At 47.6% G+C, this 13,758-nt stretch carries 11 protein-coding genes; 10 read left to right on the forward strand and 1 reads right to left on the reverse strand.

The features are described 5' to 3' along the window. Positions 1-450 precede the first annotated feature (450 nt). From QMG91_RS04725 to QMG91_RS04735, 3 genes are read left to right on the forward strand one after another with little or no spacing between them, the layout of a single operon-like run. The gene (locus QMG91_RS04725; RefSeq protein WP_004400601.1) at positions 451-678 is read left to right on the forward strand and encodes a FeoA family protein; all 228 of its coding nucleotides are present in this window, start codon (positions 451-453) and stop codon (positions 676-678) included. Continuing rightward, positions 678-2,951, forward strand: coding sequence for a Fe(2+) transporter permease subunit FeoB (gene feoB, locus QMG91_RS04730; protein ID WP_281829194.1), 2,274 nt, complete (start codon positions 678-680; stop codon positions 2,949-2,951). The genes QMG91_RS04725 and feoB overlap by 1 nt, the downstream gene beginning before the upstream one ends. Further along, positions 2,948-3,172: a FeoC-like transcriptional regulator gene (locus tag QMG91_RS04735; protein WP_022551314.1), complete on the forward strand. Its 225-nt coding sequence runs from the start codon at positions 2,948-2,950 to the stop codon at positions 3,170-3,172. Before feoB ends, QMG91_RS04735 begins: the two co-directional genes overlap by 4 nt. Positions 3,173-3,223: 51 nt before the next feature. Here the strand turns inward: QMG91_RS04735 and QMG91_RS04740 are convergent, their stop codons facing one another. Beyond that, entirely contained in the window at positions 3,224-3,646 is a 423-nt protein-coding gene (locus QMG91_RS04740) for an HIT domain-containing protein (RefSeq protein ID WP_022607263.1), read from the reverse strand. A 76-nt stretch (positions 3,647-3,722) separates the two neighbouring features. Here QMG91_RS04740 and lpxM point away from each other — a divergent pair, with 76 nt between their 5' ends. From lpxM to QMG91_RS04775, 7 genes are all read left to right on the forward strand, one after another. Then, positions 3,723-4,664, forward strand: a complete 942-nt coding sequence (lpxM, locus tag QMG91_RS04745; RefSeq protein ID WP_004407408.1) for a lauroyl-Kdo(2)-lipid IV(A) myristoyltransferase — start codon at positions 3,723-3,725, stop codon at positions 4,662-4,664. Between the two features lie 202 nt (positions 4,665-4,866). After that, complete coding sequence (locus QMG91_RS04750; protein ID WP_281829199.1) at positions 4,867-7,176, forward strand: helix-turn-helix transcriptional regulator; 2,310 nt, start codon at positions 4,867-4,869, stop codon at positions 7,174-7,176. 248 nt (positions 7,177-7,424) lie between these two features. After that, positions 7,425-8,447, forward strand: a complete 1,023-nt coding sequence (locus QMG91_RS04755; RefSeq protein ID WP_281829201.1) for an ABC transporter permease — start codon at positions 7,425-7,427, stop codon at positions 8,445-8,447. Between the two features lies 1 nt (position 8,448). Then, complete coding sequence (locus QMG91_RS04760; RefSeq protein ID WP_223094630.1) at positions 8,449-9,369, forward strand: ABC transporter permease; 921 nt, start codon at positions 8,449-8,451, stop codon at positions 9,367-9,369. A 2-nt stretch (positions 9,370-9,371) separates the two neighbouring features. After that, positions 9,372-11,024 carry a dipeptide ABC transporter ATP-binding protein gene (locus QMG91_RS04765; protein ID WP_281829204.1) on the forward strand — a complete coding sequence of 551 codons (1,653 nt, stop codon included), beginning with the start codon at positions 9,372-9,374 and terminating at the stop codon, positions 11,022-11,024. Positions 11,025-11,055: 31 nt separating this feature from the next. Then, positions 11,056-12,615, forward strand: a complete 1,560-nt coding sequence (locus QMG91_RS04770) for a hydantoinase/oxoprolinase N-terminal domain-containing protein (RefSeq protein WP_022551308.1) — start codon at positions 11,056-11,058, stop codon at positions 12,613-12,615. Beyond that, positions 12,612-13,694: a DUF917 domain-containing protein gene (locus QMG91_RS04775; RefSeq protein WP_004407414.1), complete on the forward strand. Its 1,083-nt coding sequence runs from the start codon at positions 12,612-12,614 to the stop codon at positions 13,692-13,694. Before QMG91_RS04770 ends, QMG91_RS04775 begins: the two co-directional genes overlap by 4 nt. Positions 13,695-13,758: the final 64 nt, after the last annotated feature.

Below are 13,758 nucleotides of genomic sequence, written 5' to 3' on the forward strand. Positions count from 1 at the left end.
CACGGGTGTCAATGACACCTTCGCTTGCTGCCGGAGTGATATAGCCTAAGCTATATCACCTCTGGAATTCTTATCTGAGGCGATTGCCTTTCGATGGGATAACTATATCCTCGCCGACTTATTTTCTTTATTGAATTAACGACACATTGGCATAAGAAATCCGACACTTTTTACTTTTCACCTCTAACTCTTTGTTTAATTTAACTTTATGTTTTTTGTCTCAGTAGTGAAATCTTTATATTGATAGAATTAGTGTTTAACTATTAAGCGGTTATGTCGCTTTTTTAACGTTTTTGACGAGAGTTAAAATGACGTTTTTGACGTTGTTTTTTCAGAGAAGATTAAAAACGGGAACATTGATTGAGCTCAACACTTCAGAACGCTGTTCCGATATATTTAATGATAAAAATAATAATGTTTATCATTACGAATAATGTCGAGGATACACTGATGAAGCTCTCTGAAATGGGCATAGGCGACAATGCCAAAGTGACCAGCTTGGGTAACCTAACCCAAGAAATAAGAAAAAAACTCATGGTCATGGGGATGTTGCCGGATACTCAAATTAAGTTGGTGCGCAAAGCGCCAATGGGTGACCCACTGCAAGTTGAAGTACGCGGCGTGGTAATTGCTATGAGAGAAAATCTCGCTCAGCAAGTTGAAGTGGAGGTCGCATAATGCAATACGACATTTTAACAATAGGCAACCCAAACAGCGGCAAAACCACTTTATTTAATGCGCTTACTGGCGCAAAACAACATGTTGGCAACTGGGCGGGTGTAACTGTTGAAAAGAAAACGGGTCATTTTGAACACGCAGGCGACCGATTCGCGCTGACCGATCTTCCGGGTATCTATGCACTAGACAGTGCGGATGATGCCAACAGTATTGACGAGTCTATCGCATCCAGAGCGGCTTTGACTCATCCAACAGATTTAATTATCAATGTTGTGGATGCCACGTGTCTGGAACGCAGCTTATATATGACACTTCAGCTTCGTGAACTGGGCAGACCAATGATTGTTGTCGTCAATAAGATGGATGCTCTGACTCGTGCTCGTCAAACTCTAGACATCAAAGCACTGGAATCCACTCTTGGCTGTCCAGTGTTTGCATTGTCAGCGAATAATAAACAGCAAACACGCACCTTCCGTGAACAACTTCATAAATGGCTTGTTCAGGGTTTACCTGTCGAAGAATTTACTCTGGATTATGGGAACGAACTTGAGCAGGCTCTTGATCAAGTTGTGAAAACTTTCGACAACAAAAACAACGCTCGGGCACTTGCATTAAGGGCATTAGGGCAGGACCCTCTTGTGGCCAACGCGCTCGATGAGAACCAGCGACAAGCTGTGCTCCGTCAAAATGCTGTGTTAGAAATTGACGTAGATTTCCAAGTTGCCAACGTTAAATACACGTTCTTACATCAGGTTTGCCAGCGTGTCCGTAAAGACAAAGGGAAGCTCAGTAGAAATACGACTCAGATGATTGATAACCTGGTCCTGAACAAATGGATAGGTATTCCTTTCTTCTTCTTTGTTATGTACCTAATGTTTATGTTCTCTATCAACATAGGCAGCGCATTTATTGATTTCTTCGACATTGGCGTAGGTACGCTGCTGGTGGATGGTGGACATTATCTGCTTGATGACCACTTACCTGTCTGGCTGGTGACCTTGTTGGCAGATGGTGTTGGCGGCGGTATTCAAACCGTGGCGACCTTTATTCCTGTTATTGCCTGCCTGTATCTGTTTTTGGCTTTGCTGGAAAGTTCTGGCTACATGGCAAGAGCGGCGTTTGTCCTCGACAAAGTTATGCAAAAAATCGGGCTACCCGGCAAAGCTTTTGTTCCGCTGGTGCTTGGATTTGGTTGTAACGTTCCTTCTGTGATGGCGACGCGCACACTTGATCAGGAACGCGAACGCAAACTGGCGGCAGCGATGGCGCCATTCATGTCCTGTGGTGCCAGGCTTCCTGTTTATGCACTTTTTGCAGCCGCGTTTTTTCCAGAAGCGGGTCAGAATGTGGTGTTTGCGTTGTACTTGCTTGGAATTCTTGCAGCCGTCGGGACAGGGTTACTTCTAAAGAAAACCCTTTACCCTGGTTCCAGTGAGCATTTCATTATGGAAATGCCAAGCTATGAATTTCCAACCGTGCAGAACGTGTTGTTGAAAACCTGGCAAAAACTCAATCGATTTGTATTAGGGGCAGGTAAAACCATCGTTGTTGTGGTCACTATTCTTAGCTTTTTCAATTCACTGGGGACTGACGGAACCTTTGGAAACGAAGACTCGGAGCAGTCTGTTCTTTCTCGGGCCGCACAAATTGTTACTCCTGTATTTGAGCCGATTGGGGTTAAAGAAGAAAACTGGCCAGCAACGGTAGGTATTATCACGGGTATTTTTGCTAAAGAAGCCGTAGTCGGCACACTAAACAGCCTTTACTCAACACCAACTGACGAAGAAGCATCAGAGTTTGATCTATGGGGCAGCTTGAATGAAGCCGTCAATACCATACCTGAAAACCTGTCTGGGCTTAGCTACAGCGATCCGCTGGGTATAGAAGTTGGTGACCTTACCGATTCGAATGCAGTGGCAGAAGATCAGGAAGTAGACAGCAGTATCTTTGGTAACCTTCAACATTTCTTTGTGACAGGGAATGCCGCATTTGCTTATCTCATTTTCATTCTTTTATACACGCCTTGCGTCGCGGCAATGGGGGCGTATGTCAGGGAATTTGGGCATAAATTTGCGCGCTTCATCGCGGCATGGACCATGCTTCTGGCTTATGGAAGCGCCACACTTTATTACCAGGTGACTCACTTTGCGGAACATCCAGTTTACAGCGCATTCTGTATTGCCGTTGTATCGCTATTGTTCGTTGGTACTTACTTACTCTTAAAAAGAGAAGGAGAAAAGCAGACCGAACTCAGCGAGGTAGCCGTGGCATGATATTAACGGAGTTAAGCGATTATTTGTCTCAAGAGCAAAAAGTCAGCCGAAGCAAGCTCGCTAAGCAGTTTGGAATGAGCGAAGATGGCGTAGACGCGATGATGGCAATTTGGATGAAGAAAGGCAAAGTATCCCGAACTCGTGATAAATCGGAATCGAATGTCACCTATAACTGGATAATTAAGCCTGAGCAAATTGCACTGAATGTTGTGACGGGTTAAATCTGACGTAATCAGAAAGGGATGGTCATCAAAGCCATCCCTTTTTTAATGCTATTTAAAAATAGGAGAGTGCGTTAGGGCTTCGCGTAGCTGACCTACCATCTTTTGCTGATTTTCTTCAGAGCGACGTTCACCGCTGGTATTCCCCCAAACCGGACCTGGCCAAACAGGATCGTTCTTATATCGGGCAATGTGGTGAAGGTGCAGCTGTGGAACCATGTTTCCAAGCGCGCCCGTATTCAGTTTGTCAGGTTCAAAAAGCTTTTCTAGCGTTTGGCAAATAAGCTGTGATTCAATCAGATACTGCTGTTGTTTATCCATTGGCAAGTGGTGCAGTTCTTTCAGGTTTTCTTCTTTTGGTACCAGAATGACCCAGGGTACTGCGGAATCTTTGTGGAGCAGTACCGTACAAAGTGGAAAATCACCGATGTGAGAGGTGTCCTTTTCTAATTGGGGATGCAGGGAAAAAGCCATAAGTATCTGTAGTTTGTTTTGAGTGACCTTTGTTATACCATAACGCGCCTAATCCCAAGACAGATTTCATGGTCGAATGAGCGATAACATCGAAAAACAATTGTACGATCCAAAATTTCAATGGTCGTTTTTACACCCCAAATACTGGCCAACCTGGATTGGTATCGGATTTGCCCTGATCCTTGCATTTGTTCCTCATCGACCGCGCGATAAATTCGCCGCCTGGCTGTCACGCTTTTTCTCCAAAAGAAACTCGGGAGCATTGCGTCGAGCCAAGAAAAACATAGAGTTGTGCTACCCAGAGAAATCAGAACAAGAGCGTCAGGCATTGTTGGAAAAGATGTATGAAGTGGCCGCACAGTTTTTCCTTGGGTATGCTGAACTGACTGTTCGCAGCAAAAAGTACAATCAGAACCGAGGAGAAGTATTCGGTGGTGAACATCTTTTCCCGCGTCTAGAAAACGGAGAGAAGGTGATAGCCCTAGTACCCCATTGCTGGGCGATCGATTACACCGGAATGTATTTCTCCTCTTATGGTCATGACGTCGTGATTATGATCCGTCCGCAAAAGAACCCCATTGGTGACTGGCTGATGAACGTTCAGCGAATGCGCTATGGTGGTCGAATTGTTCCCAGACACGCAGGAATAAAACCCTACCTTCGTTCAATCAAAGAAGGGTACATGGCTTACTACCTGCCAGATGAAGATCATGGTGCCGAGAATTCTGTCTTCGTTCCTTTCTTTGGTACTGAGAAAGCGACATTAAAAGGATTTGGTAAGCTCGCAAAACTCAGCCGTGCCAAAGTTGTTCCAATGATTCCAGCGTACAATGCAGAAAAAGGGAAGTTTGAGCTTTTCATTCTGCCTGCACTAGAAAATTTCCCTACAGGAGATGAAGAGCAGGACGCAAGAATGATGAACCAAGCGCTCGAAGAGCTTCTTCGGGATCGACCAGAACAATATATGTGGATCCTCAATTTACTTCGCACCCGACCAGATGGTACCGAACTTTATTAAAGATAAAGTTGTTTGTTTTTTAAAGCCCATTCAATCCTTTTTGAATGGGCTTTCTTTATGGGATTGAGGTAACACTGGTAATTTTATGTCCTCTGCTTTAGGTTAATAAGTAATCAGTCATTAAGAGGTTGAGTTGTTTATCTGAAGCATGCACGAACGGAAATCTTTGTTATATCGGCTCAGGGACATTGAGCTCCCCATAGTGTTAATCAGCGGTTTTCCGGGAAGTGGAAAAACGCGCACTCTGGAAATGTTTGCCCGACTTCTGGATGTCGATATTCAGGAGCATTTCCTTGGTGCGGACGAACTACGAGAAGGGGAACGGGTAGTCATTGATGCCGGACATGATGAAGATACCTTTCAACTTGACCTTATCTTAAAGCAACTGCCTCAAATCAAACGTAAAAAAGCCAGAATTTACCTAGGGGTCGGTTTGCTGGCTCACCCTCCATCACTCAGTGTTCACTTGCTTTACAAACACGTTGCCATTCTCAATAGTCAGGATCTGTTTTTTTCAGTGGAAGAGATTCGGACTCTAGGCGTAGAAGACGCCGAAACGCTCTATGAGCAGACTGCAGGGTGGCCAATATTGGTCGATTACGCTGAACGGTTAAATGAACCTTTATTTTTGTCTCAATGGCATCATTTTATTGCCGTTAATCTACTGTCCGTGTTTCCGTTTAAAGTGGTCCGAGCGTTGGTGGCGCTGGCGTTTTCTGAAGGCATTCCTCAGGAAAGAGGTGGATTATCAGAATCCGAAATTGCATCTCTATCACCGATTGTCCAAGTAGAACTCGGAGGCAGGCTTCGTTTGGGTATCCCCATGCTAAAGGAACCTCTGCGAAAATTCGCCCGTAAAAATGGTCGCTATCACCAACAGGCAATGCGCATTGTCGCTAAAAGTCATCACGATTCTGGTCAGGTAATCCTCGCGATTACTGAGGCTGCTCAGTCCAGCAATTACGACTTGGCCATTCGTTGGTTTGAAGAAAATGGCAATAGTATGTTTGGTTGCCTGTATGGGTACGCTGCCCTTAAGGCAGTGCTGGCTGTGATGCCAAAACCCATTGTCGAAGGGAACATTTATTTGTGCTGGGCAACCATGCTCTCAAAACTTAAGTCGGGAGATATTGCAGATGCGATTACCCTGTTTGAAGCAATAAAAACCAAACACGCCAGTCAACAGCCCATACTCAGGTTGATGAAGTCCATGCTGGATCCTTTCAAGAGCAGTAAACCCTCAGAGACTTCTTGCCAGCAGCTAGAGAAATTACATCCCAATTTTCTTAACGACCCTATGTACTTAGGTATTCTCCATAACGAATTGTGCGCCAATTACATCGATCTGGAATTGTTTGAGAAAGCCAGTATTTCGGGTGAAATTGCTTACCGATCTTATGGTGATGCTGACGCACCCTATCTGCAGTTTTTTATGTGCCTTCATATGTCCAATATTTGTATTGAATTGGGAAAACTGGATGAAGCTCAGCGTCAGGTTGATATCGGACGAAAGTGTCTGAAATCGGTCAGTTTTGTTGATGAGCTCTACAACGAGATGGATATGCTGTATCTGGAAGAAGCCCGGATAGCGCTCTTGAAGGGCAAATTGTCTCACGCGTTTGATCTCTGGAAGAGTGTCGGGCTAGCGGAAGGTGGACGCGAGATGTGGACTACCATGATGAAAGATTACTGTTGGTGTGGCGTTTTAATCGACAGCCTTTCGTCGGGTAGCACTCAGACATTGCAGAAGCTGGATGGACTAAAAGCCGATTACTGGCAAGTTATGGGGGCGTCATACTCGCGGGAGTTTGATTTAATTCAAGCCTATCTTATGCAGCAGCAAGGGCAATGGTTTCAGGCGGAACAGGCACTTGAGCAATACCGGATGCAAAATGTTGAGAAGCCACAAAATCGGGACAAACTCTTCAGGCTGCTTCAGCTTAGAAATCAGGTGTCGGCTCTGGCAAGGCAGAATCGATCTTCAGTAAAAGAATTGGAACAAAAAATAGCGGAGATCGAACTGGCATTGGAGAGCCAAAGTGACGGTTTGAGCCGCGTATTTATGTCCTTGTTTGTTTGTCGTTTGCGCTTCGCTACCCATGACGAAGGGCTTGCGCAATCGGCATTAAAAGACGCCGTAATCCTGACGACTCAGACAGGTATTCAGTTGCCGTTTCTGATGGAGTCTGAGTGGATACTGGAGCCGCTTAAAGCTTTACAATCCTTGCGGCTGCAAGGTTCTCAGATTTCTGTCGAAGTCCAAAATTTACTCCCACTGGTTAACAGCGCCTACGAAGCAGAACACCTTGTCCGGCGAACCGGCCCCTTTAGCACGAAAGAGACGTTGATCTTATCAAGGCTGAATGAAGGGATGACCAATAAACAGATAGCTCGTCATCAGGGCATCAGTGAAAACACAGTGAAATACCATCTTAAACAGATGTATCAGAGAGCGGGCTGTCACAGCCGACAACAATTGCTACAGGTTGCTCGTGAGCAAAGTTGGGTATGATATCGCACTACCCATTTTTTATTGATTACTACCCAAAATAACCTTCAGAGCGACTCATTTCCCAAGCACTACTTCCATCTTGAACGTCAAATGCGCATCTGCTTTGAGTTTCATTACTGCCCTCCTACCCGAATTAGTTAAAAAACTACCCAAAAGTGTGCTTGTTGCTGTTTCAGGACGGCTGTTAGTTTGTATTTATTGTACAAAAAGCAGTCGGCAGGAAGCCGGATGTTATATGGAGTCAGCACATGGAAGTCCTCAGGATGCTGGCAAAGCGAGTCGCAGGATTTGCGCTGGTTTTGTTCGGTCTCTCGGTCATTATTTTTACTGTCGCCCGGCTAATCCCCGGGGATCCCGCTCGGATTGCGCTTGGGCCGCTTGCCACAGATGAGCAGGTTCAGTCTCTGCGCCATGAAATGGGATTGGATCAGCCTGCAGCAGCTCAGTACTTCAACTATATATCCGGTGTGTTGCAAGGCGACATGGGAGATTCCCTACTCACAGGGCAGCCTGTGGCTCGCGATATTACTAACGCCCTTCCTGCCACACTAGAATTGGTGATTTGCACTGTTTTCCTTATGACCGTCATCGCAATCCCTCTGGGAGTACTGGCGGCTTACCGACAAAATTCATGGATAGATCAATGCTCTCGACTGCTTTCGTTGATGGGGGTGGTCACGCCCGCATTTTTATTGGCGATAATCTTTCAACTGCTTGCCAGTATTGGGCTGATTGACCTGCCTGTTTTGGAGCGGTTGGATGCTGATCTGGCGTTTGAAGCGGATGTCACGGGTCTGATACTGGTCGATAGCATACTGGCGGGTCGCGGAGATGTTTTTCTTGATGGCTTTCAGCATCTGCTGCTACCCAGTATTGCACTGTCCGCAGCGGGCATTGCCCAGGTGATGCGCATTACTCGCTCAAGTGTGATTGAGTTTGCTCATCGCGATCATGTGGATACCTTGCGAGCGGCAGGTGTACCTAAACCTCTTATCACTTTCAAATACTTATGGCGATTAAGTGCCTCTGCGCCACTTACCATTCTTGGGTTGGAGTTTGCGTCTCTGATTGGCAATGCTTTTGTGGTGGAAATGGTATTTGCGTGGCCAGGGATCGCCAGTTACGGAGTGCGCACCATTCTCCACAACGATTTCAACGCGGTAATGGGAGTGGTTCTGGTGTCTGGTGTGATTTTCATCGTCGCCAACCTGACCATCGACATCCTCGTCTCCATTGTCGACCCAAGACTCAGACTCAAAGGAGCCCGCTAATATGGATCAGCAATCCGATTCATTGACCACACTACCCAATGGCTCCGAAGAAGTGTCTGTAAATGAACAGGCTCATACCACCACCTCTTTTCAGAAATACTGGCGCAGATTTTCTGCCAACCCAATGGCGATCATTGGCGCGTTTATTGTGTTGAGTGTGGTGTTGTCTGCGCTGTTTGCTCCTTGGATTTCTCCCTATGCGGATCAGGTAGGCAGCTATGTGAATTTTCGAGCTCGTCATTTAGAACCATCCTCTGAGTACTGGTTTGGTACTGACAACGTCGGACGAGACATTTTTACACGAGTGATTTTCGGTTACCAGGTCAGCCTGAAACTCGTATTTGGTGTGCTAGGTATTGCCATACCCATTGGTGTCACTTTGGGTCTTCTGGCTGCGTATGCAGGTGGCTGGGTTGAATTTGCCATCATGCGGTTGAATGACATGTTACTTGCAGTGCCTCCTCTTGCCTTAGCGCTGGCGATTACTGCCGTGCTGGAACCCAACTTAACCAATGCCATGATTGCGATCTCCTTTTTGTGGTGGAACTGGCACTGTCGGCTGGTTTATCGACTGGCAAAAAGTCTGATGACAGAGGAATTCATCGAGGCAGCAAAAATGGCGGGTGCCAGCCCGTACCACATCTTGGTTAAAGAATTACTTCCCAACTGCATGGGGGCGATCACCGTGAAATCGACCCTTGATGCCGGATTCGTCATTCTGTTTGGCGCCACACTGAGCTTCCTTGGGCTGGGGGTTCAGCCTCCTACACCGGATCTCGGAACCATGGTGGCTTCAGGAGCAGAATATCTGCCGGAATACTGGTGGGAAGCACTGCTTCCCGGTGCCGCCATATTGTATGCCATTTTCGGCTTTAACCTCCTGGGCGATGGTCTTAGGGACATGCTGGATGTGGAGGTGTAACGATGGCGAATAGTGCTCTGGTCGATATCCGCAACCTTAATGTCAGCTTTGAAAACTACGGCGTATCCAAGCAGGTTTTGCATAACGTATCCATCCAGATCCAGCCCGGTCAGCGAGTGGCATTAGTTGGAGAAACAGGATCAGGAAAAAGTGTGACTAGCAAAGCCCTGATTGGCAATCTGCCAGAAAGAACCGCGCGGGTACTTGGTGGAGAAATCGACGTTGAAGGACGGTCCGTTTTTGAACTGGGTAAAGAGGAGCGGGAAGGGCTGAAAGGCACAGTTATGTCAATGATTCAGCAAGATCCTCTGTCTTCATTTAACCCCGTTTTTCGTATCGGAACGCACCTTGATGACGTTCTTAAATACGTTGATAAGCGTGAGGGTGTATCGCGCAGTAAAGCGCAGCGTCAGGAAGCCATTTATGAAGCGCTGAAGAAGGTGCAGCTCAATGAAGTAGAACGCGTGTACAAGAGCTTCCCGTTTCAGCTTTCCGGTGGTATGCGTCAGCGAGTATTGATCGCCATGGCATTACTTCATCCAACCAAATTGCTGATAGCCGATGAACCAGGGACGGCGCTGGATGTGACTACTCAGGCCGAGATTATTCGTCTTATCAACACACTGGTGGAAGAAGAGAATCTAGCGCTGCTTCTGATTAGTCATAATTTAGGGGTAGTCCGTCAGGCATCCGATTATGTGTACGTGATGCAACATGGTCGAATTGTTGAGCATGGCAGCGTAACGGATCTGTTTGCAACGCCTTGCCACCCTTACACTCAGCGCCTGTTTGCTGCTGTTCCTCCTTTATATGGTCCGAATGTTCATTCAACCCCAAGACCAGACAGCAAAACACTTTTGAACATTGCTTCTCTGAGTAAGTCTTTTGTCACGGAAAGGAACCTCTTATATCGCCCGATTCATACCAATCATGCGGTTCAGGATGTGTCACTGACGGTTCGTGATGGAGATATTTACGGGCTGGCAGGCGAGTCTGGTTCGGGAAAGACCACGGTAGCCCGAATGGTCATGGGGCTCGAATCGCCCACATCCGGCGTTCTGAATTTTGGTCAGCAAAGCCTGAGTGAATACCAGTCGGAACACGGGTCTCATGCCGTGCAGATGGTGTATCAGAATCCCGGAGGCTCGCTGAACCCTAAGCGCAGTGTAAGGCAAATTCTCGAAGTGCCGCTTAAGTTTATCGCCGGGCTGAAAGGGGAGGCTTTGAATCAGCGAATTCTGGAGATTCTGAACATGGTGGGGCTCACAGAGCACCATGCAGAACTCTATCCCGGAAACCTTTCTGGCGGTCAGAAGCAAAGGGTCGCCATTGCGAGGGCATTAGCCGCAAACCCAAAAATTCTGGTGCTGGATGAACCCACGTCAGCATTGGATGTTTCGGTTCAAAAGAGCGTGATTGAGCTGCTTAGGCGTCTGCATCGCGAACTTGGTCTGACCTACATCTTTATCTCTCACGATTTAAGTCTGATGCGGAATTTCTGCACTCAGATCGCGGTAATGCTACGTGGCAAGGTGGTGGAAGAAGGCGAGCCAGACAGTGTATTCGAGTCACCAAGACACCCCTATACCCGACGCCTGATAAACGCCATTCCGGTGTTGAGTGAAGAAGAACAAAACAGCAAGCCCTCGCTTTAGCGAGGCAAAGGAAGATAAAACGGAGTTTTTCATGTCTTTAGATTTACGAGTCGGTATCGACGTCGGCGGCACCAACACGGATGCCGTGATAATGAAAGGAAGCGAGTTGCTTGCGTCGGTGAAAATGAACACCACCAAGGACGTGACCAGCGGAGTGAAAGAAGCGCTCAATCAGGTACTAAGCACAGGGAAAGTGGATAAGAAAGACCTCAGTGCGGTAATGATTGGGACAACGCATTTTACCAATGCGGTCGTTGAACAAACCCGGTTAACCCAGACAGCGGTGATCCGATTGGCACTGCCTAGCTCTTCAGCAATTCCTCCCATGGCCCAATGGCCAGAAGGGCTGGTAGATGCCATTGGACGCCACCACTACGAAATTGAAGGCGGCTACAACTTTGATGGCAGAGCCATCAACCCTCTTGACGAATCGGCACTGACTGACATCGCTAATGAGCTGAAAGATAAGGGGATCCGCCACGTGGTGGTGAATTGTGTCTTTGGTCCGGTCAATGACGATATGGAGCGAAGAGCAGCAGAAATCCTAAGTTCAGTCTGGGAAGAGTTTGACATCGTTTGTTCGGTGGATGTTGGGCGCATCGGTTTTCTGGAGCGGGAAAACGCCGCCATTCTGAATGCAAGTCTGCGTGAACTGAGCGAAAAAACCGTTAAGGCGTTCGAACATGCGCTCAATGAGTGCGGTGTTTATTGCCCGTTTTATATCACCCAGAACGACGGCACATTGATGAGCGCAACTTACGTGAAAAAATTCCCTGTGCTGACGTTTGCCAGTGGCCCCACAAATTCCATGCGAGGCGCCGCTTTTCTTTCTGGTTTGAAAGACGCCATCGTTGTGGATGTAGGCGGCACAACCAGTGATGTCGGTCTGCTTCAGAATGGTTTTCCTCGTCAGGCAAACGCGCACGTCGACATCTGTGGTGTGAGAACCAATTTCCGTATGCCTGACATGGTGAGTATTGGTCTGGGTGGCGGTACCCGAATTCATCAGGAAAACGGGCTGATCAGTGTAGGTCCCGACAGTGTCGGCTACCGCCTGAGTAAAGAAGCTTTGGTGTTTGGTGGTAATACGCTTACCACGTCGGACATTGCGGTGGCTCTCGGGCAACTGGAACTCGGTGATCACTCCGCGGTGGATGATTTGTCTGACGAACTTCTCGAAGAGTGCAGCAAGCAAATCGACGAACTGATTTTTGATGCGGTAGAAAGCAACCGCTTATCCAAAACGCCCATTCCGGTATTGGCGGTTGGCGGCGGCAGTGTGTTGGTGAAAGAGCAGGTCGGGGATTTGAAAGTGATTCGACCGCCTCATTTCCACGTTGCCAATGCGGTAGGGGCGGCAATTGCTCAGGTGAGCGGTGAGGTAGACAGAGTCTACAGCTTAGCGGAGATCAGCCGTGAAGAAGCGTTTTCTCAGGCAGAGCAAGAAGCAACGGAACGAGCTATTCACGCAGGAGCGATGCCGGAATCAATCGAAGTGGTGGAAAAGGAAGATGTGCCATTGGCGTACCTGCCAGGTAATGCCACGAGAGTGCGCTTAAAAGTTGTGGGCGATTTAAAGGTGGGATCATGAAAGAACTGACAGTACAAGACATCGAAGCCATCGAAATTGGCGCTGCAATCCTCGGAACCGGTGGGGGAGGTAACCCTTACTACGGGAAGTTAGAGGTTTTAGAACAGTTGCGTCAAGGGCGACGAATTCGCCTGATGTCGATGGAAGAGTTGCCTGATGACGCGTTGGTAGTCTCTATTGGCGAAATTGGCGCACCAGCGGTTTCAGTTGAAAAAATCAATGAAGGCGAAGAGCTAAAAAGGGTTGTGGAGATTCTGGAACGGGAGACCGGGCGCAAAGTAGACGCCATTATCTCCGTTGAAATTGGTGGGGCAAATGGAATCAAACCCATGACCGCAGCTGCTCAGCTCGACTTGCCTGTAGTGGACGGTGACGGCATGGGACGTGCCTTCCCTGAGATGCAAATGACAACGTTCAGCATGTATGGTCATTGCAGCATGCCTGCCGCCATGTCTGACTGCCACGGTAACAACGTGGTATTCCAGAAACTAAAAGACGAATACTGGCTTGAAAACCTTGCCCGAACCACAGTTGTGGAAATGGGCGGTAGTGCCGCCATGGCAGAAGCGCCAATGAAAGGGTCGTTTGTTAAAAAATACGCCATTCCGGGCACCGTTAGCCAGGCATTGAGATTAGGTAAAGCGGTCATGGAGGCGAACGAAGCCAAGCGCAATCCTATCGATGTCATCATGAATTCAGAAAACGGCGTGATGCTTTTCAAAGGCAAGATAGTCGACTTGGAGCGTCGCATGCGTTCCGGCTTCACCGTGGGTCAGCTCACTTTGCAAGGTTTGAGTGAATACCAAGGTGAAGAAGCCAATATCGATATTCAGAATGAAAATCTGGTGTTTCGAATGAATGGCAAAACCATGGTCAGCGTTCCGGATCTGATCGTGGTGTTAAACATTGATACCGGTCATGCCATTACCACCGACGTTCTTCGTTATGGGCAGAAGGTCGCCGTGGTCGGAATCCCTTGTCATCCATTGCTTTGTACGCCGCGAGCACTGGAAGTTGTTGGACCTGCGGCATTTGGCTATCCAGAAATCGAATACCGACCTTTGATCGATCAAGGGTAACTTTTATCGATTAAAGGTAACACGGAAGGAAGTTTGTCCGCCGAATGGCGGGCTAAATAGAACA

Source organism: Vibrio nigripulchritudo (assembly GCF_027924785.1).
Classification (GTDB): Bacteria; Pseudomonadota; Gammaproteobacteria; order Enterobacterales; family Vibrionaceae; genus Vibrio; species Vibrio nigripulchritudo.

Coding starts and splice junctions, on each gene's coding strand:
- QMG91_RS04725 (WP_004400601.1), top strand. CDS start 451: ATGAAGCTCTCTGAAATGGGCATAGGCGACAATGCCAAAGTGACCAGC.
- feoB (WP_281829194.1), top strand. CDS start 678: ATGCAATACGACATTTTAACAATAGGCAACCCAAACAGCGGCAAAACC.
- QMG91_RS04735 (WP_022551314.1), top strand. CDS start 2,948: ATGATATTAACGGAGTTAAGCGATTATTTGTCTCAAGAGCAAAAAGTC.
- QMG91_RS04740 (WP_022607263.1), bottom strand. CDS start 3,646: ATGGCTTTTTCCCTGCATCCCCAATTAGAAAAGGACACCTCTCACATC.
- lpxM (WP_004407408.1), top strand. CDS start 3,723: ATGAGCGATAACATCGAAAAACAATTGTACGATCCAAAATTTCAATGG.
- QMG91_RS04755 (WP_281829201.1), top strand. CDS start 7,425: ATGGAAGTCCTCAGGATGCTGGCAAAGCGAGTCGCAGGATTTGCGCTG.
- QMG91_RS04760 (WP_223094630.1), top strand. CDS start 8,449: ATGGATCAGCAATCCGATTCATTGACCACACTACCCAATGGCTCCGAA.
- QMG91_RS04765 (WP_281829204.1), top strand. CDS start 9,372: ATGGCGAATAGTGCTCTGGTCGATATCCGCAACCTTAATGTCAGCTTT.
- QMG91_RS04770 (WP_022551308.1), top strand. CDS start 11,056: ATGTCTTTAGATTTACGAGTCGGTATCGACGTCGGCGGCACCAACACG.
- QMG91_RS04775 (WP_004407414.1), top strand. CDS start 12,612: ATGAAAGAACTGACAGTACAAGACATCGAAGCCATCGAAATTGGCGCT.